Here is a 23015-nt window from a genome sequence, read left to right on the forward strand (position 1 = left end):
TTGTGATGGCGAGGGGCGATTAGATCATCACACCGGCGATCACGGCGGAGAGCAGGCTCACCAGGGTGGAGCCGTACACCAGCTTCAGGCCAAAGCGGGAGACCATGTTGCCCTTCTCTTCGTTCAGCGCCTTCACCGCACCGGCGATGATGCCGATGGAGCTGAAGTTGGCGAACGACACCATGAAGATGGAGAGGATGCCGACGGTGCGGGGCGAGAGATCGGCGGCAATCTTGCCCAGATCCATCATGGCCACGAACTCGTTGGTCACCAGCTTGGTCGCCATGATGGAGCCGGCTTGCAGCGCCTCACCACCCGGGATGCCGAGGATCCAGGCGATCGGGTAGAAGAGGTAGCCCATGACGTACTGGAAGTTGACGCCAAACGCCATCTCGAACAGGTAGTTGACCAGGGCGATCAGGGCAATGAAGCCCACCAGCATGGCGGCCACTATCACGGCAACGGAGAAACCGGCCATGATGTACTCCCCCAGCATCTCGAAGAAGTTCTCTTTCTTCGGGGTGTGGTGCTCGTCACCCTCGGCGATGGCCTTCAGGTCGGTGACCGAGTTGTCCGGCTCGTACGGGTTGATGAGCGACAGCACAATGAAGGTGCTGAACATGTTGAGCACCAGCGCGGCCACCACGTAACGCGGTTCGATCAGCTGCATGTAGGCACCGACGATGGACATGGAGACGGTGGACATGGCGGTCGCCGCCAGGGTGTACATCTGCTTCTCGTTCAGGTGCGGCAAGGTGTTCTTGAGCGCGATAAAGTTCTCGGACTGGCCGACGATCATGGAGCTGATGGCGTTGAAGGACTCCAGCTTGCCCATGCCGTTGATCTTGGCCAGCACTGTGCCGATGCCACGGATGACGATGGGCAGCAGGCGGATGTACTGCAGTATGCCGATCAGCACAGAGATGAAGACGATGGGCATCAGCACCATCAGGAAGAAGGAGAAGGCTCCTTCGTTGACCAGGCCACCGAACACGAAGTCGGTCCCCTGCTTGGCAAACTCCATCAGCTTGGTGAAGCCGGCGGCGAAGCCACCCACGACTGCCAGGCCCACTTCGGAGTTCAGCATGAACCAGGCCAGCGCCAGTTCCACCACCAACAACTGCCCGATATAGCGCAGCTTGATCTGTTTCCAGTTGCGGCGGTTTGCCAGCAACGCCAACGCGAGGACCATCACGAGTCCAAGCACAAAGTGAACGTATTCCATACTTGTAGCACCTGAATGAATTGTTATTTTTGACCGGCGCCATCATAAAGAATCGTATATTTAAAAATCAGATAGCCATCACAATCTGACTCAATAATATGTATGCGAGATAATACAAACGTTTTTAAATTAATTAACCATTAACAGTATATTAATCGTGCAACATCAAGTTAAAAATACCTTATAGAACATGTCGATAGGAATATTCTGATTGCGCTGACAGCGCCAATGGATATTCCAGTATCATTTTCGCAACACTCCTTCTCATGCACGGCACCTATTTCATCCAGGAAATTTAATCAACCAGAATAGAAAACGTTTACCCCTGATAAATAATTAGCGAATCACTGCAAACATTCACCAGGTGCCACCCCGGTTGCACCTCTCTGTCGCCATGGGGACAGATGAACCCGCCCTGAGGTTGCACCGGCTTAAGCGTTCAAAAATCCGCCACATCCGGCGCCACATTCTGGTATGATGCGCGGCCTTAGCGCTCGCGCATCCCCGTTTTCTCCGAAATAGAGTCCTTTTGTGAACAACAGCGAATTTAGCAGCCTCAATCTCTCCCCCGCCCTGCAAGAGAACCTCACCAGCCTGGGTTACCTGCAGATGACCCCGATCCAGGCCCAGAGCCTGCCCCTGGTACTCGAAGGCAAAGACCTGATCGCCAAGGCCAAAACCGGCAGCGGCAAGACAGCCGCCTTCGCCTTGGGCCTGCTCTCCCGCCTCAACGTCAACCGTGTCGACGTACAGGCCCTGGTGCTCTGTCCGACCCGCGAGCTGGCGGATCAGGTGGCTCAGGAGATCCGTCGTCTGGCCCGCGCCCTGCCGAACGTCAAGCTGGTGACCCTGTGTGGCGGTACCCCGACCGCACCTCAGTCCGCCACCCTGAGCTTCGGTGCCCACATCGCCGTCGGCACCCCGGGTCGCATTCTCAAGCACCTGGAGCAGGGTACCCTGGAGCTCTCCAGCCTGGAGACTCTGGTGCTGGACGAGGCAGATCGCATGCTGGACATGGGCTTTGGCGAAGACATCAACAAGGTCATTAGCTATGCCCCCGAGCGCCGCCAGACCCTGCTGTTCTCCGCCACTTATCCGGAGGGGATAGCCCAGATGAGCCGCGGCGTGCAGCGCAACCCGGTCGAGGTGAGTGTGGAGTCCCTGCACGAGGGCAGCGCCATCGAACAAAAGCTGTATGAAGTGCCGGCCGGTCAGCGCCTCGACGCCCTCACCTGGCTGCTCAGCCACTATCAGCCGAGCTCCTGCGTGGTGTTCTGCAACACCAAGCGCGCCTGCAACGACGTGGCCGATCACCTGGCCGCCAAGGGCTTCTCGGCCCTGGCGCTGAACGGCGATCTGGAGCAGCGGGAGCGGGATCAGGTGCTGGTGCGCTTTGCCAACGGCAGCGCCACCATACTGGTCGCGACCGACGTAGCGGCCCGGGGCCTCGACATCAAGGAGCTGGGCGCCGTCATCAACTACGAGCTGACCTATGACCCTGAAGTGCACGTGCACCGCATCGGTCGTACCGGTCGTGCCGGCCAGCAGGGCCTGGCCCTGAGCCTCTATCAGCCGAACGAAGCCCAGCGCGTCAACCTGATCGAGGAGTACCAGCAGGCGCCGATGCCGCTGGGGGATCTCGACACCATAGGCCGCGACATCAAGCCGATAGCTCCGCAGATGGTGACCCTCTCCATCGATGCGGGCCGCAAGACCAAGGTGCGGGCCGGTGACATCCTGGGCGCCCTGACCGGCGAAGGCGGCATTGCTGGCGCCGATGTGGGCAAGATCCAGATCTCCGAGCAGTACTCCTACGTGGCGGTCAAGCGTCAGGTGGCGAGCGCCGCCCTCAAGCGGCTGCAGGAAGGCAAGATCAAGGGGCGCACCTACCGCGCCCGCAAACTGGGCTAAGGTTCTTCACAAGCCCTTAGCCAGACCACAGGCGCCTGACAGGCGCCTGTTTCATATATTTCGATGCCGCCATGCGGCAAGACAGGCACTATGACCCAAGCAATCCAAACCGACGTGAGCTGCCAGAACTGCGAAGCCTGCTGCTGCCGCCTCGAAGTGATGCTCTTTACCGATACCGGCGTGCCGGATCGCTATGTGCTCGACAGGGAAGGGGAAATCCCCGTGATGCGCCGGCTGGAAGATGGCTGGTGCGCGGCCCTCGACCGCAACACCATGATGTGCCGCATCTATGAGGTGCGCCCCCTCATTTGTCGCGAATTCGAGATGGGCGAGCCCGACTGTGTCGACGAGCGGGACAAGTGGTTTATCAAGCTGAGTTGACCAAGGGGTAGCAAGCCGCGCTGGGCTGCCCTATCAACGATGTGCAACTTCTATGAGGTGCGGCCGCTGATCTGCCGTGAATTCGAGATGGGTGAGCCCGACTGCGTCGACGAGCGGGATAAATGGTTTATCAAGCTGGAATGAGACGGGCAGACAAGACGGCCCCGGGCTGCCGGGTCAACTCACCGATGTGACGTCGCCGCCGAGCTGCTCCCCCAGCCAGCGGATGGCCGCCGCCTCCTGCTCGAAGTAACCCACGGCCCTGAACGGCAGATCGCTGAAGACCTGATCCGCCAGATAGCGTTTGAACCCGCCCACCACCACGACCGCGAGAAAGGCGCAGCCATTGGCGGCGCACCAGCCAAACTGCCGACGAAAGCGCGCCAGCACCTCGGGACCGGCGGCCTCGAACTCGGTCGCCACCTCGACAATACCCCAGGGTGCATCGCGCAATCCTGCGATCTGCTGGCTGAAGGCAGCCTCATAGGCCATGGCACCCGCCAGATTGAAGGGGCCGCTCGGGCGGCAAATCAGCACCTGCCCCTGTCGCTGCATCTCGAAATGGCCGTGTGGTTGCAAGTGCACGTCCCCCTCCTCCCCTGAATTTTTCGCCGCGCCGACGCCGCCTGATGTTGCAACAAGGTAAGGATTTATATGCAAAAAGTCCATCGAGCCCAGGCCATCACCGACAGACATCGACGCCAAATGGCACAGTTTCTGTGCGCAACGAAGTGAAGGCGGAGCCAGCATGTTCTGTTGCAGTTAATAAAACGTTGCTGCTATCATCCGCGCCAACCAAACATTCCACCAACTGAAACCTTTAGCCTGGGCGCAAGGATCAAAGATGAAGAATCAAGACGCGAGTTATTACCAAAGGATCTGGCGCTGGCATTTCTATGCCGGTCTCTTCGTCGCCCCCTTTCTGATCCTGCTCTCCCTCACCGGCATCCTGTACCTGTACAAGCCCCAGCTCGACAACCTGCTCTACCCCGAGTTGATGAAGGTGGCCCCCGCCACCCAGGCCCTGAGCGCCGATCAACTGCTGGCCAAGGCGAAGATCGCCATGCCAGATGCCAGCCTGCGCAAATACCTGCCCCCCGTGGCCACCGACGCGAGCGCCCAGCTCATCGTCAACCAGGGTGAGCGCGAGCTGACCCTCTTCATGGATCCCGCCAGCGGCGCCCTGCTCGGCACCATGGACAACAAGTGGAACCTGCAGGCGGTGGCCCGTGCCCTGCATGCAGAGCTGCTGCTCGGCACCACAGGGGATCGGCTGATCGAACTGGCCGCAGGCTGGGGCATAGTGCTGCTCGTCAGCGGGCTCTACCTGTGGTGGCCGCGCAAGGGACCCGGCGTAGGGGGCATCCTCTGGCCCAGAATGAACCAGCGCGGACGTCTCTGGTGGCGCGATCTGCACGCCGTGGTCGGCTTCTGGGGGGCGGGTTTCCTGCTGCTGCTGCTCTTGAGCGGCATGACCTGGACCGGCTTCTGGGGCGATCAGTTCGCCAACGTCTGGAATCGTTTCCCGGCCGCCATGTGGAACGAGGTGCCCAAATCCGCCCCTCTCGCCCGCACCCTCAACCATGCCCATGAACAGACTGTGCCCTGGGCCGTCGAGAACACTCCCATGCCGAGCTCGCAGCCAGCGCCGGAAAGCCATGATCACAGCGCCATGAACCATGGCGGGGAACACGACGGCATGGTCATGGCCAGCCACCGCATCCCCCTGCAACGGGTAGTGGAGATCGCCACCGAGCGCGGAGTTCACTCGGGTTACAGCATCACGCCGCCGGTCGGTGACACAGGCGTCTATACCATAGCCCTGTTCGCCGATGACCCGCGCAACGACGCCACCCTGCACATAGATCAATACAGCGGCAAGGTGCTGGCCGACGTGCGCTGGCAGGATTACGGTCCGGTCGCCAAGACGGTGGAAACCGGCGTCATGCTGCACATGGGCAAGATCTACGGCTGGCCCCACCAGCTCGTCATGCTGATCATCTGCCTGATGGTGCTGGCAAGCTCGGTGAGCGGGCTCTGGATCTGGTGGAGCCGCCGCCCCAAGGGCCGGCTCGCCGCCCCGCCCCTGCCCGCCAAGTTGCCCCCCATGGGCGGCGCCATCGCAGTGCTGGTGCTGCTCGGGATCTGCTTCCCCCTGGTGGGCGCCTCCATGCTGGTCATCTGGCTGCTGGACTGTCTCTTCTTCTCCCGCCGGACCGCAGTGGCGCCAGCCAGCTAAGGCCACACGGCCGCGATGGCTGCAAACCATAAACAAGAAGGGCTCCTCATCAGGAGCCCTTCTTGTTTCATCCCGCCCTATTTCATGGCCTCGACCAGCGCGATGATCTTGCGCGCCTTCTCGAAGTGGTCGAGTTTCTGGGTCTGGATCCACCAGGTCGCCGCCTCCATCAGCAGCTCGGGATCGTCGTTCCTGTTGGCGAAAAAGGCATAGAAGGAGACGCCCACCCCCTCCCCCTTCTGGCCGATCTTCTGGTGGCAGACCTGGATGATTTTCTGTTTGAGTGATTCACGCATCTGTCATGTTTCCTCAGGCCCGGGTCAGGGCGAACCCCTCTTCCAGCGCCTCCAGAGGCAGGTAGCGACCGATCACCACCAGCCGCGAGCAGGGCACCTCGTCACCCCAGGGAGAGCCGTAATCGAACCCCGCCACCCTGTGCACCCCCTGCACTATCAGCCGGCGCGGCTCCCCGGCGATGGCCAGCACCCCCTTGTAACGCAACATGTCGTTGCCATGCTGCTCTATGCACTGCTCCATGAAGGCCCCTATCTTCTTCAAGTCCAGCTCGCCCCCCTCGAACAGGTGGGCCGAGATGACATCCTGCCAGGAGCGGGGCCGGGCCGAGAGGGGCGCAAACGCCTCGACGCCCTGACCGCCCCCACGCACTATCTTGATGCCTTGGCTTAGGCTCAGCTCGTCGCTCAGGGCGAAGGCATCCAGATCGAGCCAGAGCCCGGCCGGGCACTCCCCCCGCACTATGTCGATGATCTGCGCCTTGGGGTTGATGCCCTGGACTCGCGCTATGGCCGCCTCCCGGGTCGCCCCGTCCACCCTGTCCGTCTTGGTGAGCAGGATGCGGTCGGCAAAGCCGAGCTGGGACGCAGCCACCGGGTGCTCATCCAGTTGACGACCTATGTGCTCACAGTCGGCCAGGGTGATGACGGCATCCAGGCGCAGGGCATCCCGCAATGCTTCTTCAACGAAGAAGGTCTGGATGATGGGGGCGGGATCGGCGAGCCCCGTGGTCTCGACGATCAGCCGCTCGAACTGCAACTCCCCCGCCGTCCGCCGGGCCAGCAGATCGCTCAGGGCGGCCCGAAATTCACCCCGCACGCTGCAGCAGACGCAGCCGTTGCTGAGCTCCACCACGCTGACCCCCGAGCCTCCCTCCAGCAGGGCACCGTCGATATTGGCGGCGCCGAACTCGTTCTCGAGGATGGCCACGGAGGCATCGCCATGGTGGCGCAGGAAATGGTTGAGCAAGGTGGTCTTGCCGGCGCCGAGAAAACCGGTCAGCAGGGTGACCGCTACAGCCTGGGTCATGATGAAAGTCCTGTGGTGAGGGGATATATCTAGCCAGAGCCGAGAAAACCATTCAAGCAAGGGTGACCACTACCGCTTGCGTCATGATGGGCTCCGGTGATGGATGTATGAGGGGCCGTTGAGGTTTCATCGCGACAGCGCCGAAACCTCAACGTCTCCTAACAGCAGCGCCCGCCATTCTTGCCGCCGTAGCGGGCATCCTGGCGTTCGCGAAAGAACTCGTCGTGGCTCATGGGGGTCTGCTCCGGGTGAGTCAGCCGCATGTGCTGCACATAGTTGTCGTAGTCGGGTACGCCCACCATCAGCCTGGCGGTCTGCCCCAGATACTTGCCCGCCTTGGCCAGGGTATCAAACATGCTTGCTCCTTGTTCGTCGTCAGTGAGGAGCCGGCACCCTGGGGTGCCGGCCTGCTGACTTACTTGAGGCTGGGAGCCAGATCGCCGTCGTCATCAGACTGGGGCCGGGTGGCACCCTGTTGCGCCGGCATCGGCTGATAGGGGGTCTCGTTGGCGGTCGGCTGCGGGTTCTGCAGCGCCTTGAGGGCCGTCTTCAGGGAGAAGCCGGCGAGCACCACCACCACCCCCATGAAGAAGATGGTCAGCCCCGCATCCAGCCGGTTGTTGAACACCAGCTGGGCCAGCTGGAACTCGGTGTACTGGGCCGGGATTGTTCCACTGTCGATCATCGCCTGGAACTTGTTGGCTATGGCCAGGAAGCCGAGCTTGGGATTGTCGCTGAAGGTCTTCTCCCAACCCGCCGACAGGGTGCAGATGAGCAGCCAGCTGGTGGGCAGCAGGGCCACCCAGGCATAGGCCTGACGCTTCATCTTGAACAGCACCACGGCGCACAGCATCAGCGCCATGCCCGCCAGCATCTGGTTGGCGATACCGAACAGCGGCCACAGGGTGTTGATGCCGCCGAGCGGGTCCACCACCCCCTGATGGAGGAAGTAACCCCAGGCCAGCACGCACAGGGCGGTGGCCAGCAGGTTGGCAGGCAGGGAGTCGGTGCGTTTCAGGGAGGGGGAGATGACCCCCATCAGATCCTGCAGCATGAAGCGCGCCGCCCGGGTGCCGGCATCCACGGCGGTGAGGATGAAGAGCGCCTCGAACAGGATGGCGAAGTGGTACCAGAAGGCGACGTTCATCAGGCCGCCGAGGGCACCGTGCAGTATGTAGGCCATGCCGACCGCCAGGGTCGGGGCACCGCCGGCACGGGAGATGATGCTCTGCTCACCCACCTCGCTGGCGATGCGGGTCAGGGTCTCCGGGGTGATCTGGAAGCCCCAGCTGCTCACCACGGCGGCGGCGGAGACCACCACGTCGGCGGTGCCCGCCGGTGCCAGCACAGCCATGGGGCTGTTCATGGCGAAGTAGACGCCCGGATCGATGACGCAGGCGGAGACCAGCGCCATGATGGCGACGAAGGACTCCATCAACATGCCGCCATAACCGATGAAGCAGGCCTGGTTCTCGTTGGCCAGCATCTTGGGGGTGGTGCCGGAGGAGATGAGCGCATGGAAGCCGGAGACGGCGCCGCAGGCGATGGTGATAAACAGGAAGGGGAAGAGATCCCCGGCCCAGACCGGGCCTGTCCCGTCCACGAACTGGGTCAGCGCCGGCATCTGCAGGGTCGGCTGGGTCACCAGTATGCCGATGGCCAGGCCTATGATGGTGCCTATCTTGAGGAAGGTGGAGAGGTAGTCCCGCGGCGCCAGCAGCAGCCAGACCGGCAGCACGGAGGCGACGAAGCCGTAGCCCACCAGCATCCAGGTCAGCTGCACCCCGTCGAAGTCGAAGTAGGGAGCCCAGGTCTGGCTCTCGGCCACCCAGCCACCGGAGACGATGGCGAAGATGAGGCACACCAGACCTATGATGGAGACCTCACCGATGCGGCCCGGTCTCAGGTAGCGGTTGTAGATCCCCATGAAGATGGCGAGCGGTATGGTGAAGGCCACAGTGTAGGTGCCCCAGGGGCTGTGGGTGAGCGCCTTGACCACTATCATCGCCAGCACCGCCAGTATGATCACCATGATCATGAAGGTGGCGACCAGGGCGATGACCCCGGCGACCGGGCCCATCTCCGACTTGATCAGCTCGCCGAGGGAGCGACCATCGCGACGGGTGGAGACGAACAGCACCATGAAGTCCTGCACAGCCCCCGCCAGCACCACACCGGCCAGCAGCCAGAGCATGCCGGGCAGATAGCCCATCTGGGCCGCCAGCACGGGGCCGACCAGGGGACCGGCGCCGGCGATGGCGGCGAAGTGGTGGCCAAACAGCACCTTCTTGTCGGTCGGCACATAGTCCAGACCGTCGTTGTGCCGCACCGCCGGCGTCATGCGGCTGCTGTCGACCGCCAGCACCCGCTTGGCGATGAAGAGCCCGTAGTAGCGGTAGGCGATAAGGTAAACGCACACAGCCGCGACCACTATCCAGAGCGCGTTGATCTGCTCGCCCCTGTTGAGGGCGATGTAACCGAGGGAGCTGGCGCCCAGCAGTGCCAGCAGCCCCCATCCAAGATGCTTCCCTAACCTGTCCATAAGCCTGTCCCTGCCATTGGTTTTTTACATATGAAACCCCATACGCTTACATCTCTATAGCAATCGACGCCGTGCCACAATCGAGGCCCGTCACAAGTCGGCGACCCGTTCCGAGAATTTCTCAATATTGCCAGCCGGATCACGGCCATCAGGCCTGGAGCAGGAGGGAAAAGCGCTGAAATGCTTGAAGAAAACGGCAAGGCACACCAACAGTAAGGGCCCCTTCAACGGGGCCCTTCTTGGTCTGGCGCACTACAAACAGCGCCAGTCCATGGCGGCACAGCGCTCAGGAGAGCGCCAGCCCGACCGAGAGCAGCAGGCTGAACAGGAAGGCGCTGATGGCGGTCTTCTTGAGGGCGCCGGTCAACACCTCGCCATCGAAGCTCTCGCGCAGGGTGCGGGCGGCATCGGTGAGGGGCTTGATGGCGGGCAGGAAGATCCAGGGCCAGACACTCGCGGGCTGGGTCAGCAGGAAGGCGATGGTGGCCAGCAGCGCCCCCCCCAGCAACCCCCAGTGATAGGCGATGGCGCGGTTGCGGCCGAGCCGCACCGCCAGGGTGATCTTGCCGCTGGCGGCATCGCTCTCTATGTCCCGCACATTGTTGATGTTGAGCACAGCGGTCGCCAACAGGCCGCAAGCGGTAGCGGGCAGCAGCAGATCCCACTGCAGGGTATGGGTGAACAGGTAGTAGGAGCCGAGCACCCCCAGCAGGCCGAAGAACAGGAATACCGAGATGTCCCCGAAACCGCGATAGCCGTAAGGGGTCTTGCCCACCGTGTAGGTGATGGCCGCGACTATGGCGGCGCCCCCCAGCAGGATGAAAGTCAGGATCTGCTGCCACTGCTCCCCGAAGGCGCAGACCAGCAGGGAGAGGCCGCTCACCACGGCCGCCAGCGCGGTCAACCCCATGGCGATGCACATCTGGTGGCGGGTGATGAGGCCGGATACCACGGCACGCTGGGGCCCGATCCGCTCGCCGTTGTCGGCACCGGAGACCGCATCACCATAGTCGTTGGCCAGGTTGGAGAGGATCTGCAGCAGTATGGCGGTCAGCAGGGAGAGGCCCATGATGGCGCCGTCGAAGGCCCCCCGGCTGGCTGCGAGCCCCGAGCCCAGCAAAATGGAGGAGCACGCCAGGGGCAGTGTTCGCAAACGCGCCGCCAGCAACCAAACAGAGAAGGTATTTGTCATATTGTGATGGCCAAACAATCAGATATTGATCGTGTTAAGGGTTATCGAACCGGATTTAGGTATACTTGGCTCCGTGGGGGCTGGGCTCCCTCGGGCAATTTACATGGAAGAATGGGCAGATAATATATAGGAAATCATCGCCCTTTGGCATCAACCTGCGCCATCCTCCCCCAGAGCGATTGCGACTATCCGGCTCAGACAAGACATCCATGTTGGCTCAGACCCATCTCAAGCAACAACTGGACGCCCTGCGTCACAGCAATGTCAGCGGCTTCGTGCGGTTGCGCGTGGCGGCCAACGTCGACCTCTTCCCGGGATGGCTGGCGGCGCAGACCCTGTATCCCCGCATCTATTGGCAGGCCCGTGGCCCCAGGAGCCCCGAGTACGTGGCCCTCGGCGCCATCCACGAGCTGACCCGGCCAGCGGATATCCAGCGGGTCTGCGATCTCGCCAACTCAAACAGTGAAGACAGCCCCCGTTACTACGGCGGCCTGGCGTTCGATCCGGCCCAGCCCGGCTGGCAGGGGTTCGGCCCCTGCCGCTTCGTGCTGCCGCGCATCGAGCTGGTGCGCCGGGGAGAGTGTGTCAGCCTCTGCCTCAACCTCTGGCTGACCGACGGCAATCTGGATACCGAACTGCAGGCGGCCGAGGCCGCCCTCGACGCCCTGAAACCGGAAGCCCCCCTGCCCCCACTGCAAAAAAGCCCATGGCAGCGCCAGGATGTCCCGGGTCAGGCCCAGTGGCAAACCCTGGTAGAGCGGGTAACGGCGCCCGCCTTTCAGGCCCACACCCCCAAGGTGGTGCTCTCCCGGGAAAGCGTGCTGACCGGCCAGCATGGGGATGCCCCCCTCTGCCCCTGGTCCCTGCTCACCCAGTGGGCAAGTCACGCCCAGGAGTGCTTCCACTTCGGCTTCCAGTTCTCCCCCGAGCAGAGCTTCATCTCCTGCTCCCCCGAGCGCCTCTATCGCCGGGAGAGCGGCCACCTCTTCACCGAGGCGCTGGCGGGCACCATACGCCGCTCCGGTGACGAGGCGGCCGACGCTGCCCTGGCCGCCGAGCTGCTGGCCGACAGCAAGAACCGGCTGGAGAACCGGCTGGTGCACGCCGACATCCTGAGCCGCCTGGCCCCGCTCACCACGGACGCCACCCTGACCGAGCCGCGCATCCTGAAACTGCGGCTGCTGCAACACCTCAAGTGCGACATAGAGGCCGAGCTCAAGCCCGGTGTGTGCGACTGGCAACTGCTGGCTGCCCTGCACCCGACGCCGGCGGTGGGCGGTGCCCCCCGCGAGGCGGCGCTGGCCTTTATCCGCGAATATGAACCTTACCAGCGCGGCTGGTACGCCGGTGCCTGCGGCATGCTGAGCCGGGAGACCTCTGAGTTCTCGGTCGCCATCCGCAGCGCCCGCATAACGGCCCGGGGCATCAGCCTGTTTGCCGGCGCCGGCATAGTGGCCGGGTCAGAGCCCGCCGCCGAGTGGGCCGAGCTCGACAACAAGATCGCCAACGTGCTCTCCCTGCTGGGATAGCGTTTTTCATCGACCCACTGCGAGAGCCTTATGCCCGCCAGCCAATTGCCTGAGCACCGAGCGTTTGCCAGCCAGCATGCCACCTTCAACCACGTCTGGTCTTCCCTCCTGCTGGAAGAGCTCTATCGCCTCGGGGTGCGGGACATAGCGCTGGCCTCAGGCTCCCGCTCGGCGCCGCTCACCATGGCCGCCGCCGCCCATGCCGGTTTTCGCCGTCATCTCCACTTCGACGAGCGGGGTCTGGGGTTTATGGCGCTGGGGCTGGCCAAGGGGAGTGGCCGACCGGTGGCGGTGATCATGACCTCGGGCACAGCGGTGGCCAACCTCTGGCCCGCGGTGGCAGAGGCGCAACTCACAGGCGTGCCGCTGATTATCCTCTCGGCCGATCGTCCGCCCGAGCTTATCGACAACGGCGCCAACCAGGCTATCGATCAGCAGGGGATCTTCGGTCGCTACCCCGTCTATCAGCAGAACCTGCCGAGCCCCACCCCGACCATACCGGCAGCCTTCGTGCTGAGTTCGGTGGATCAGGCCCTGGCCAGACAGGCACTGACCCCGGGGCCGGTTCACTTCAACTGCATGTATCCCGAGCCCCTCTATCCCGGCGAGGCGTACCTGGATTTTTCCGACTACCTGGCCCCCCTCGGTGACTGGCTCCATTCAAACGAGCCCTGGAGCCCCTGGCAGCAGGGCGAGCAGCACTGCCCCCGCCAGCCCGACTGGGCCGCCTTGCAGGGCAAACGCGGTGTCATAGTTGCGGGCCGCATTCAGGATCCGGCCGAGGCGCAGAGGGTAGCCCAGCTGGCCGAGCGCCTCGGCTGGCCGCTGCTGGCGGACTTGCAGAGCCAGATCCGCTTCGACAGTCGCAACCTAATCCACATGGATCTCGCCCTGCAAAACAGCTGCTTCGTGACCGAGCTGGCCCGGGCCGAGGTGCTGCTGCAGTTCGGTGCCCGCCTCATCTCCAAGCGGCTCGGCCAGTTCATCAAGCAACACCCCTGGCAGGATTACTGGCTGGTGGACCCGCAGCCGGCCAGGCTGGATCCGGACTACCGGCTGCGTCGCCGCCTGGTGTGTACGCCCGGCGCCTTCGCCGCGGCCCATCCGGTGGACCACCGCCATCTACCCTGGCACCGGCTGGCGGAGCGCCAGCAGGGCATCAGCGGCCAAATTCGCCGCGCCTGCGATCGCTTCTCCGAACTCGGGGTCTGCCACCGTCTGACCCAGCTCATCCAGGGCCAGCTGTTCGTCGGCAACAGCATGCCGGCCCGGTTGATGGACATGCTCGGCGAAACCGGCAAGGGCCCCAGCCGGCTGATGACCAACCGCGGCGCCTCCGGCATCGACGGCCTGATCGCCACTGCCTTCGGTTTCTCTCTGTCCAGCGACGAGCCGACCACACTGCTGATCGGCGATCTCAGCGCCCTGCACGATCTCAACAGCCTGGCCCTGCTCGGCAAGGGGAGCCGCCCCCTGGTGGTGATCCTGCTCAACAACGACGGTGGCAGCATCTTCCGCATGCTGCCGGTACCGACTAAAGATGCGTTGCTGGAGACCTACTACTGCCTGCCCCACGGCCTGCACTTCGAGCACGCCGCCGCCATGTTCGGCCTGCACTACAGAGCGCCGACCACCCTGGCCGAGTTCGAGCAAGATTACGCAACCGCCCTGGAAAAAGGGGTAACCCTGATTGAAATCAAGGTGCCGAGCAACGAGGTGGCCGAGGATCTTAAAGCACTGGGAACCCTTATCCGTGGCATATGAAATCAAGGTTCTGCGTGACAACGAGGTGGCCGAGGATCTTAAAGCACTGGGGTCCCTTATCCGTGGCATATGAAATCAAGGTTCTGCGTGACAACGAGGCAGCCGAGGATCTCAAGGCACTGGGAACCCTTATCCGTGGCCACTAACAGAACCCAGCCAACCCTGGTACTGCTGCACGGTCTGCTCGGCAACGCCGACGACTGGCAGCCAGTGATCGAGGCAATGCCTGGAATAGATTGCCACGCGCTGGACTTGCCGGGCCACGGCAGCAACAAGGGGCTGAGGGTGAGCGGCTTTGACGAGGCCCACGAGTGGCTCTGCGGCGAGCTGGCCGCGCGGGGTATAACGCGCTACCAACTGGCGGGCTACTCCCTGGGGGGGCGGCTCGCTCTCTATCACGCCAGCCAGTCCCCCGCCGGATTGCAGGCGCTCTTGCTGGAGAACTGCCATCCGGGCCTGCCGGTGACCGAGCGCGCCGCCCGCCTCAAACACGACGAGGGCTGGGCCCGGCGCTTCGAGCGCGAACCCCTGGCCCAGGTCTTGGCGGACTGGTACCGGCAGGGGGTGTTCGCCGATCTGGACGAGGAGGCCCGTGCCCGCCAAATGGCTAAACGCCTTGGCAACGAGGGCAGAGCCGTGGCGACCATGCTGCGCGCCACCTCCCTTGGCAAGCAGCCGGATCTCGCCCCCTGGCTGGGCAAAACCCGGTTGCCGGTGCGCTGGATCTCCGGCAGCCGGGATCACAAATTCCATCGCCTAGCTTGCCAGCTGGTCAAGCAAGGCTGCAATATCAATCACTTGGCTCTGGATGGCGGGCACAACCTGCACGCCAGCCAGCCCGACACCTTTGCCCGGCTCCTGCGGGACTGGGTCAAGCAACCAGAAGAGAAGAGTCATGACTGACGCAATGACGGAAGCGCAACCCTATGCCCCCGTCGCCCCTGACAGGGTTGCCCGGCTGACCTCTACCACACCAGAAGGAAAACACCATGATTGAGGCAATGACGGAAGCGGAACTGTACGCTCCCATTGAGTGGCAGGATTGCTCCGCCGGTTACGAGGACATCCTCTATCACAAGTCCCAGGATGGCATTGCCAAGATCACCATCAACCGCCCCCAGGTGCGCAACGCCTTCCGCCCCCGCACTGTGAAAGAGATGCTGCAGGCCCTGGCCGATGCCCGCTACGACGACAAGGTGGGCACCATCATACTGACCGGCTTTGGCGAGAAGGCCTTCTGCGCCGGCGGTGACCAGAAGATCCGTGGCGACTACGGTGGCTACCGCGACGACGAGGGGACTCATCACCTCAACGTACTCGACTTCCAGCGCGACATCCGCACCTGCCCCAAACCCGTGGTCGCCATGGTGGCCGGTTATGCGGTCGGTGGCGGCCACGTGCTGCACATGATGTGCGATCTCACCATAGCCGCCGACAACGCCCAGTTCGGCCAGACAGGCCCGAAAGTCGGCTCCTTCGACGGCGGCTGGGGCGCCTCCTACATGGCCCGCATCGTCGGCCAGAAGAAGGCCCGCGAGATCTGGTTCCTGTGCCGCATGTACGATGCGAGCCAAGCCCTCGACATGGGGCTGGTCAACACTGTGGTGCCCCTGGCCGAGCTGGAGCGGGAAACCGTGCGCTGGTGCCGGGAGATGCTGCAAAACAGCCCCATGGCGCTGCGCTGCCTGAAGGCCGCACTGAACGCCGACTGCGACGGCCAGGCCGGTTTGCAGGAGCTGGCGGGCAATGCCACCATGCTCTTCTACATGACCGAAGAGGGTCAGGAAGGGCGTAACGCCTTCAACGAGAAGCGCCGCCCCGACTTCTCCAAATACAAGCGGAACCCCTGATGACACTCGCCCTCTATCGCTACCAACTGCCCTTTACCCAACCCCTGACCTTTCACGGCAAGGTGGAGGTGGCGCGAGAGGGCCTCTTGGTGCGCATCAACGACGGCTGGGGGGAGATAGCCCCCCTGCCCGGTTTCTCCAGGGAGAGCCTGGCCGAGGCGCAAGCCGAGAGCCTGGCCTGCCTGGCGCAACTCGCCCGGGGGCAGACCATAGCCCCCCGGCTGCCCTCGGTGCAGTTCGGGCTCGACTGTGCCCGCCGTCACTGGCCACAGCAGAGCACCAGCCTGCCCGAACCCTATCCCCTCATTCAGGGCTCCCCTCAGGAGCTGCTCAAGAACTGGAAGCAGTGGCTGCACGAGACCCCCCTCAAGGCCAAGCTGAAGGTGGCCCGCTATCCCATGCGGGACGAGCTGGCGCTGATCCGCCTGTTGCTCGATCGGCGCCCCAATCTCAAGCTGGTGCTGGATGCCAACCAGGGCTGGACCCGCGAGGAGGCCTGGGCCTTCTGCGGTCACCTGGATCCGAACCGGATCGAATACCTGGAAGATCTCTGTGCCGACTTTGCCGACATCGCCTTCGTCGCCAACCGTACCGGCATGCCGGTGGCCCTCGACGAGTTGCTGGCCCAGGGCAAGCCATGGGAACCCATACCCCAGTTGAAGGCCCTGGTGCTCAAGCCAACCCTGCTCGGTTCCCTGGCCAACAGCGAGGCCCTGGTGGCCCGCGCCCGCGAGCTTAAGCTGAAGGTCATCGTCTCCTCCTGTTTCGAGTCCGGTGTCGGTCTCGGTCAGCTCGCCCGCCTCGCGGGGGAGTGGGCGCCGGATCAGGCCCCTGGCCTCGACACCAGGCGCTGGCTGGCCAGGGACCTGCTGGACAAACAGGGTCAACCCGACCCAAGCCTGATGACTCCCCTGTTTCACCGTGACTGAAGGGGCTCCCATGCCGCCCGTCCGTGCAGCTGGCACCTCACTGGAGGCCTGCCCGGTGCGCCACTGGGCACAGACAACGCCCGAACGCATCGCCATCCACGGCAACGGCTCCCTCAGCTACCGGCGGCTGGATGCACGGCTCAACGGCCTGTGCAAGCAGCTCGAGCAGGCGGGTTTAAAGGCCGGAGACCGGCTGGTCGCCGTGGTGCGCGGCGCCCTGGAGGACGTGCTGCTGGCCTGGGCCTGCGTGCGCAGCGGCCTCGTCTTCTGCCCGCTCAATCCCGCCTTCCCCCTCCCCAGGCAGGCCGAGCTGGCCGCACAGCTTGATGCCTGCGCCTTCTGGTCAGCGGGGGAGATTCCGGTGGGGAGCGGGTTGCCATTGCAGCTCGACTTCAGGGGTGAACTGCCGGCAAGCGAGGAAGCCTGGCCGCTTGAACCGGCCCAGCTCAACAACATGATCCTCACCTCGGGATCCAGCGGCACACCCAAAGCCGTGGTGCACCGCCTCGCCAACCACCTCGCCTCGGCCCGGGGCTCGGCCAGCCTGATCCCGCTCGATGCCGACTGCGGCTGGCTGCTCTCCCTGCCGCTGTTTCACGTGGGCGGCTACGCCATCCTGTTCCGGGTCTTCCTGGCGGGGGCCAGCCTGGTGCTGGACGATCGCACCCAGCCCCTCAAGGGGCGGCTGGAGGATCAGCCCATCACCCACCTCTCGCTGGTACCGACCCAGCTCTGGCGCCTGCTGGCGCAAGGCTTCGACCCCGCCCGCACCCGCTTGCGCGAGCTGCTGCTCGGGGGGGCCGCCATCCCTGAGCCCCTGGTCAATCGCCTCAAGGCCCTGGGGTTCACCCCCAAGTCGAGCTATGGCCTCTCCGAGATGGGCAGCCAGGTCTGCACCGGCCTGCCTGCCGGTGCCGGGGTAGTGGGCAGGCCTCTGCCCGGGCGGGAGGTCTGCATCCGCCAGGGGGAGATCTGCGTGCGCGGCGACACCCTCTTTGCCGGCTATTTCCAGGCCGGGGAGCTGGTGCTGCCGCTGGATGAAGAGGGCTGGTTCCACACCCGGGACAAGGGTCATTTCACCCCGGACGGCGAGCTGGTGGTGGAGGGGCGGCTCGACAACCTCTTCATCTCGGGAGGGGAGAACATCCAGCCCGAGGCCATAGAGCAGCGGCTGGTGGATCACCCCGCCGTGGCCCAGGCCCTGGTGGTGCCCATCCCCAGCGCGCAGTGGGGGCAGCGCCCCGTCGCCTTCATCGACTGGCTGGCAGAGCCCGTGCCCCACGCCGAGCTGGCCGCCTGGATCAGGCAGGCGTTGCCTGGCTTTATGGTGCCGGACCGCTGGCATCCCTGGCCGGATCTCGGCGGCAGCCTGAAACCCTCCCGCACCCTGCTCGCCCGGAGCCTGCAAGCCGGGGACTGAGAACGCCCCCCATATGAGGCGCAGTCCTTGCTATCAACACAGCCCCTTTTGGGGCTGTTTCTATGTTGTTTCCTCCCGAATGCATGATTCCTCGGCGCCATCTGGTGCGTTGATATTCCTTTGGAGCCCAATACCCTGTCTGGTCCCCACGCCACTCCATCCACCAAAGGGATCATGATGAATCACCTCTCTACCCGGCTGCTGCTCCTGGCAGCCCCCGGCCTGCTCGCCACCTCGGCGCTGGCCAGCTACTCCCCCGACTGGCAAGAGTACCGGCTGAACAGTGAATCCAGCCGCCAGCTGGGAGACAACCTCATCGAAGTGACCTATGAGCTGAGCGCCCGCGATGCTAGTGCCCCCTATCGGCAGCTGAGGGTCTATCGCCGCTTCGACTGGCAGGCCACCAAGCTGGACGCCCTGGCCGAGCAGCAGTGCGGCGAGCCGCAGCTCAAGGTCGAGCAGGGCTGGCAGATCCGCTACCTCAACTGCGAACAGGTGGTGCCGGCCGGCAAGGCCATCCCGGCCAGCAGTTATGACTATGGCTACGGCCTGAAACAGGGCCGCTGGGAGCCGCTGACGGGCACCCCGACCGCACCCCGTCAGGATCGTCTGCCGCTCCCCGAGCGCATCGTCCTGGGTCACAGCCAGCAGGAGCTGGATCGCTGCGAGCTCAACGCCCAGGGACGCTGCGCCGAGCAAGTTTGGCAATACCAGCCGCAAAACTGGCAACAGCTGAGCGTGCTGGAGGAGACCCCCAACGAGCGGGACGGCCGCCTCGAGCAGATCTTCTTCCGCCTGCAACCCGTGCCAGGCAGTCAGGCCGCCAGCCAGGTCCGCGAGCTGCACGTCTGGCGCCAGTACAGCTGGCAGCTGGACGAGAGCAGGGCACAGCAGGAGTGCGATGAGCCCCAGACCCGCCAGGAAGGGGACAAGACCATCAGCTATCGGGTTTGCCGCCAGACCCTGCCCGCCGGCAGCGAGGTGCAGGTGGTGCTCAAAGACAGCGGCTATCAATACCCGGTGGGTGGCAGCGAATGGCAGAGCCTGCCACAGACCGACGAATGGCAGGAGAGCCGGGTGCTCAATCGTCCCATAGTGCTGGCCAGCAAGGAGGAGCAGCTCGACTGCCGTCGCGCCGATGGCCGCGCCTGCTCCGAGCCGGAGCAACCAGGCACGGATCTGCTGGATGCTGACGCCGCCAGGATAGTGCAGGACGCCAGCGGCCAGCCCGCTCCCGTCTGGCAGGAAAACTATGGCCACGATGACACCAAGCTGCTGGCCGTGTCACGGGGCATGCAGAGTCTGCTGGCGGCCAATCAGCCCGCCCATCCGGCCATGAAGCTGCTGCTCGAATATGTGCGCGCCCACAACTATCACAACCATGGCAAGCACAAGGAAGATGGCCCGGCCGCCGCCGAGGCGCTGGCTGAAGCCCTGACTGCGCTCGGTACCCATCCGCTGCTCTATCCGGAGCAGGCCAGCGATGAGGTGGGAGCCGTCATGGGTGCCTGGAGTATCGCCCTGCATGGCCAGTTCAAGAGCCCGGCGGTGCAGAGCCGGTTCGGTACCCTGCTCGGCCAGTTCAACCAGATGCTGGCTTACAGCACCCGCCACGCCAGCGAGATCAATGGTCAGCATGCCTGGGCAACGGGTCTGTTCGATCTGCTCAACTTCCTCGACTTCGCCAGCGACCATAGCGATGCCTTCGCCGCCGATTTCCGCCAGCAGGATGGTGAGCTGCGCAAACAGCTGCACGCCCTCGGCATGAGCGAGCTGTCGCTGTGGCAAGGACGGGATGGCAAGGATCTGTTCCTGCTCAACAACGTGCTGGATGCCTACACCCGCCTCTATCGGGTCGCCCGTTATACCCGTCCCGACGAGAGCGAAAACTATCGCACCCTGCTGGATGGCTCAGTCATCGATCTCATCCGTCATCACAGCCTGATCCCGGGTGGCCAGCAGAGCCAGGATCTGCTGGAAGACATGTCACTGACCCTCTCCACCTACTATCTGACCTACACAGATCGCACCAGCGAAGCCTGCATCAGCGGTGACTTTGCCGGTCTCTGCACCCCGATACGGCTGGAGGATGTGCTGCCGTTCGAACACACCTGCTCGCCGACCCTGCGCCTGCGGGCCCAGGAGCTGAGCCAGGATCAGGCCGATGGCATCTGCCGCGAGCTGGGCGCCGAGGAGCAGCAGTTCCATCAGCAAATGGAAACAGGCTGGCAGCCGGTGGCGGATGACAACAACGAGGCACTGGAGCTGGTGATCTTCAACTCCTCCGCCGACTGGAAACGCTACGGCAGCGCCCTGTTTGGCGGTGTCTCCACCGACAACGGCGGCATCTACATCGAAGGGGATCCGGCCCGCCCCGGCAATCAGGCCCGCTTCTTCGCCTATGAGGCCGAGTGGAAGCGCCCAGCCTTCCAGGTGTGGAACCTGCGCCACGAGTACGTTCACTACCTGGATGGTCGCTTCAACCAGTACGGCAGCTTCGGCCACTACCCGCTCAATCGCACCACCTGGTGGTCGGAAGGGCTGGCGGAGTTCATCGCCCACGGTCAGTGCTTCGCCCGTGGCCTTGACAACGTGGCGGGTCGCCCGGCGACCGAACGACCGAGCCTGGCCGACATACTGCACCTGGATTACGACAAGGGGGGCGAGATGGTCTACTCCTGGTCCTACACTGTGCATCGCTTCCTCAGCGAGACCGGCCGCGGTGCCAGCTGGCTGGCCATGGCTCAGGCCCTGCGCAACCCGGACCAGCAGCAGGCGATGAGCGCCTTCGAAGCCGAGCTGGATCAGCTGATCGCGAGCGACAGCGAAGCCTACCAGAGCTGGCTGAGCCACGAGCTGCTGCCCTGGTGGGGCGCCAACAAGGAGTCTGACGAGTGCAAGGCGAACGACTCGGCCCATTGAGGGGGAGGCGTGAATGAGACAGGGCGGCCATGGCCGCCCTTTTTATGACGCCCTTTGATGGGCTCAAGATCGCGCCGCGCTCTGCGACAGCCTGTGCCCGAGTGACGCCATGCCAGAGCATCAAACCTGACGCGCCACGGCAACTTGTAATAGAATGGCCCCCTGTCATCTCTTACTTCAGACCCGAACCGCACCGCGCATGAAGAAGTTTGCCAAGATCCTGCTCGCCTGCCTCTGCCTGCTGCTGGCCTCAGTCGCCGCGCTGCTGGGCTACAGCGAGTGGACCGTCTCCGACGCCCGTCACTACACCTACGACGACGTCGATGCGGTGCCCTACAATCGGGTCGCCCTGGTGCTCGGCACCTCCAAATATCTGATCGGGGGCAGCCCGAACCACTACTTCAAGTACAGGATCAAGGCCGCCGCCGAGCTCTACAACAACGGCAAGGTGGACTACATCCTGGTGTCCGGCGACAACGCCACCGTCCAGTACAACGAGCCGCGCCAGATGCGGCGGGCCCTGATCCAGGCGGGCATCCCGGCCAGCGCCATCTACAGCGACTACGCGGGCTTTCGCACCCTGGACTCTATAGTGAGGGCCAAGGAGGTGTTCGGTCAGGCCCGCTTCACCGTGGTCTCCCAGGCCTTCCACAACGAGCGCGCCATCTTCATCGCCCGCCACTTCGGCATCGAGGCCGTCGGCTTCAACGCCCTGGATCCCAGCGCCTATCAGGGCATCAAGACCCGGGTGCGCGAGGTGTTCGCCCGCCTGATGGGGCTGCTCGATCTCTACGTGCTGGACAAGGGGCCCAAGTTCCTCGGCGAGCCCATCGTCATCGGCGGCCCCATCCCCTGCCAGGCCCTGAGCACCATAGGGGCCAGCCAGCCCTGCCTGCCCATGGCACCAGCCACCAAGCCAACACCTGCCCCTGCCGTCAGTGCGGCCAAGGCGACCAGTGCCGCCGTCTCGACCACGCCAGCACAGGCACCGAGTGATGCCGCCAGTACATCGCCATCGACCAGCGCGGCCGTCTCGACCGCCCCAGCACAGGCACCGAGTGGTGCCGCCAGTATACCGGCATCGACCAGCGCGGCCGCGCCCTGAGCAGAGCATAAAAAGAGACCCGCCTGATGGCGGGTCTCTTTTTATGAGGGAAAAAAGGGCTCAGGCCAGCGCCTGCCGGTAGCGGCGGGCCACCTCGTCCCAGTCGATCACCTGGTAAAACGCGGCTATGTAGTCGGGACGCTTGTTCTGGTACTTGAGGTAGTAGGCGTGCTCCCATACATCCAGCCCCAGGACAGGCACCAGCCCTTCCATCAGGGGACTGTCCTGGTTGGCGCTGCTCACCACCTGCAGGCGGCCCGCCTTGTCCACCACCAGCCAGGCCCAGCCGCTGCCGAAACGGCTCAGGGCCGCCTGAGTGAAGGCCTGCTTGAAGGCATCCAGGCCCCCCAGATCCCGGGCAATCGCCTCGGCCAGCTCACCGCTCGGCTCACCGCCCCCTTGCGGGCTCATCACCTGCCAGAACAGGCTGTGGTTGGCATGACCGCCACCATGATTGCGCACCGCACCCTGCACCTTGGCCGGCAGGCTGTCGAAGCTCAGCAGCAGCTCGTCCACCGGCAGGGCCGCCAACTCGGGGAGCTCGGCCAGAGCGGCGTTGAGGTTGGTGATGTAGGTCTGGTGGTGGCGGCTGTGGTGGATCTCCATGGTCAGCGCGTCTATGTGGGGCTCCAGCGCGTCATAGGCATAGGCGAGGGCAGGCAAGGTATGGCTCATGTTCGTTC

At 64.0% G+C, this 23015-nt stretch carries 19 protein-coding genes and 1 pseudogene; 12 read left to right on the forward strand and 8 right to left on the reverse strand.

Features of this window, described 5'->3' with window-relative positions; translation table 11 throughout:
- Positions 1–19: 19 nt before the first annotated feature.
- Positions 20–1225, reverse strand: coding sequence for a NupC/NupG family nucleoside CNT transporter (locus AB5Y91_RS04025; protein ID WP_106885103.1), 1206 nt, complete (start codon positions 1223–1225; stop codon positions 20–22).
- A 531-nt stretch (positions 1226–1756) separates the two neighbouring features.
- On the opposite strand from AB5Y91_RS04025, the gene dbpA reads away from it, so the two are divergent.
- From dbpA to AB5Y91_RS04040, 3 genes and pseudogenes are all read left to right on the forward strand, one after another.
- The gene (dbpA, locus tag AB5Y91_RS04030) at positions 1757–3136 is read left to right on the forward strand and encodes an ATP-dependent RNA helicase DbpA (protein WP_303806900.1); all 1380 of its coding nucleotides are present in this window, start codon (positions 1757–1759) and stop codon (positions 3134–3136) included.
- Positions 3137–3226: 90 nt separating this feature from the next.
- Entirely contained in the window at positions 3227–3517 is a 291-nt protein-coding gene (locus AB5Y91_RS04035; protein WP_139744102.1) for a YkgJ family cysteine cluster protein, read from the forward strand.
- A 33-nt stretch (positions 3518–3550) separates the two neighbouring features.
- A pseudogene (locus AB5Y91_RS04040) lies at positions 3551–3661 on the forward strand (YkgJ family cysteine cluster protein); the annotation flags it as partial.
- A gap of 33 nt (positions 3662–3694) precedes the next feature.
- Here AB5Y91_RS04040 and AB5Y91_RS04045 read toward each other — a convergent pair.
- The gene (locus tag AB5Y91_RS04045) at positions 3695–4102 is read right to left on the reverse strand and encodes a hypothetical protein (protein WP_368169129.1); all 408 of its coding nucleotides are present in this window, start codon (positions 4100–4102) and stop codon (positions 3695–3697) included.
- Positions 4103–4361: 259 nt separating this feature from the next.
- Here AB5Y91_RS04045 and AB5Y91_RS04050 point away from each other — a divergent pair, with 259 nt between their 5' ends.
- On the forward strand, positions 4362–5756 hold the full coding sequence (locus tag AB5Y91_RS04050) for a PepSY-associated TM helix domain-containing protein (protein ID WP_368169130.1): 1395 nt from the start codon (positions 4362–4364) through the stop codon (positions 5754–5756).
- Positions 5757–5833: 77 nt separating this feature from the next.
- Here the strand turns inward: AB5Y91_RS04050 and AB5Y91_RS04055 are convergent, their stop codons facing one another.
- The 5 genes from AB5Y91_RS04055 to AB5Y91_RS04075 form a co-directional block, all read right to left on the reverse strand.
- Positions 5834–6052, reverse strand: a complete 219-nt coding sequence (locus AB5Y91_RS04055; RefSeq protein WP_171275341.1) for a DUF6500 family protein — start codon at positions 6050–6052, stop codon at positions 5834–5836.
- 13 nt (positions 6053–6065) lie between these two features.
- Positions 6066–7079: a GTP-binding protein gene (locus AB5Y91_RS04060; protein ID WP_368169131.1), complete on the reverse strand. Its 1014-nt coding sequence runs from the start codon at positions 7077–7079 to the stop codon at positions 6066–6068.
- Positions 7080–7237: 158 nt separating this feature from the next.
- Complete coding sequence (locus AB5Y91_RS04065; protein WP_025325546.1) at positions 7238–7435, reverse strand: YbdD/YjiX family protein; 198 nt, start codon at positions 7433–7435, stop codon at positions 7238–7240.
- 59 nt (positions 7436–7494) lie between these two features.
- Complete coding sequence (gene cstA, locus AB5Y91_RS04070) at positions 7495–9621, reverse strand: pyruvate/proton symporter CstA (protein WP_368169132.1); 2127 nt, start codon at positions 9619–9621, stop codon at positions 7495–7497.
- Positions 9622–9907: 286 nt separating this feature from the next.
- Positions 9908–10813, reverse strand: a complete 906-nt coding sequence (locus tag AB5Y91_RS04075; protein ID WP_162520039.1) for a 1,4-dihydroxy-2-naphthoate polyprenyltransferase — start codon at positions 10811–10813, stop codon at positions 9908–9910.
- Between the two features lie 209 nt (positions 10814–11022).
- Here AB5Y91_RS04075 and AB5Y91_RS04080 point away from each other — a divergent pair, with 209 nt between their 5' ends.
- The 8 genes from AB5Y91_RS04080 to AB5Y91_RS04115 all read left to right on the forward strand — a co-directional run bounded on the left by AB5Y91_RS04080 (position 11023) and on the right by AB5Y91_RS04115 (position 22332).
- Positions 11023–12342, forward strand: coding sequence for an isochorismate synthase MenF (locus tag AB5Y91_RS04080; RefSeq protein WP_368169133.1), 1320 nt, complete (start codon positions 11023–11025; stop codon positions 12340–12342).
- 30 nt (positions 12343–12372) lie between these two features.
- Positions 12373–14106: a 2-succinyl-5-enolpyruvyl-6-hydroxy-3-cyclohexene-1-carboxylic-acid synthase gene (gene menD, locus AB5Y91_RS04085; protein ID WP_368169134.1), complete on the forward strand. Its 1734-nt coding sequence runs from the start codon at positions 12373–12375 to the stop codon at positions 14104–14106.
- A gap of 135 nt (positions 14107–14241) precedes the next feature.
- Complete coding sequence (menH, locus tag AB5Y91_RS04090) at positions 14242–15009, forward strand: 2-succinyl-6-hydroxy-2,4-cyclohexadiene-1-carboxylate synthase (protein WP_368169135.1); 768 nt, start codon at positions 14242–14244, stop codon at positions 15007–15009.
- Positions 15010–15107: 98 nt separating this feature from the next.
- Complete coding sequence (gene menB / locus AB5Y91_RS04095; RefSeq protein ID WP_205597051.1) at positions 15108–15956, forward strand: 1,4-dihydroxy-2-naphthoyl-CoA synthase; 849 nt, start codon at positions 15108–15110, stop codon at positions 15954–15956.
- The gene (gene menC / locus AB5Y91_RS04100; protein WP_106885114.1) at positions 15956–16885 is read left to right on the forward strand and encodes an o-succinylbenzoate synthase; all 930 of its coding nucleotides are present in this window, start codon (positions 15956–15958) and stop codon (positions 16883–16885) included. Before menB ends, menC begins: the two co-directional genes overlap by 1 nt.
- 10 nt (positions 16886–16895) lie before the next feature.
- Positions 16896–18305 (forward strand): AMP-binding protein, encoded by a 1410-nt coding sequence (locus AB5Y91_RS04105; RefSeq protein WP_368169136.1) that lies wholly within the window; start codon positions 16896–16898, stop codon positions 18303–18305.
- Positions 18306–18482: 177 nt separating this feature from the next.
- Positions 18483–21227, forward strand: a complete 2745-nt coding sequence (locus AB5Y91_RS04110) for a collagenase (RefSeq protein ID WP_368169137.1) — start codon at positions 18483–18485, stop codon at positions 21225–21227.
- Between the two features lie 154 nt (positions 21228–21381).
- Positions 21382–22332, forward strand: coding sequence for an ElyC/SanA/YdcF family protein (locus AB5Y91_RS04115; RefSeq protein WP_368169138.1), 951 nt, complete (start codon positions 21382–21384; stop codon positions 22330–22332).
- A gap of 60 nt (positions 22333–22392) precedes the next feature.
- Here the strand turns inward: AB5Y91_RS04115 and AB5Y91_RS04120 are convergent, their stop codons facing one another.
- Positions 22393–23007, reverse strand: coding sequence for a superoxide dismutase (locus AB5Y91_RS04120; protein ID WP_368169139.1), 615 nt, complete (start codon positions 23005–23007; stop codon positions 22393–22395).
- Positions 23008–23015 lie beyond the last annotated feature (8 nt).

Source organism: Aeromonas sp. R4-3, from assembly GCF_040908275.1.
Taxonomy (GTDB): domain Bacteria; phylum Pseudomonadota; class Gammaproteobacteria; order Enterobacterales; family Aeromonadaceae; genus Aeromonas; species Aeromonas rivipollensis.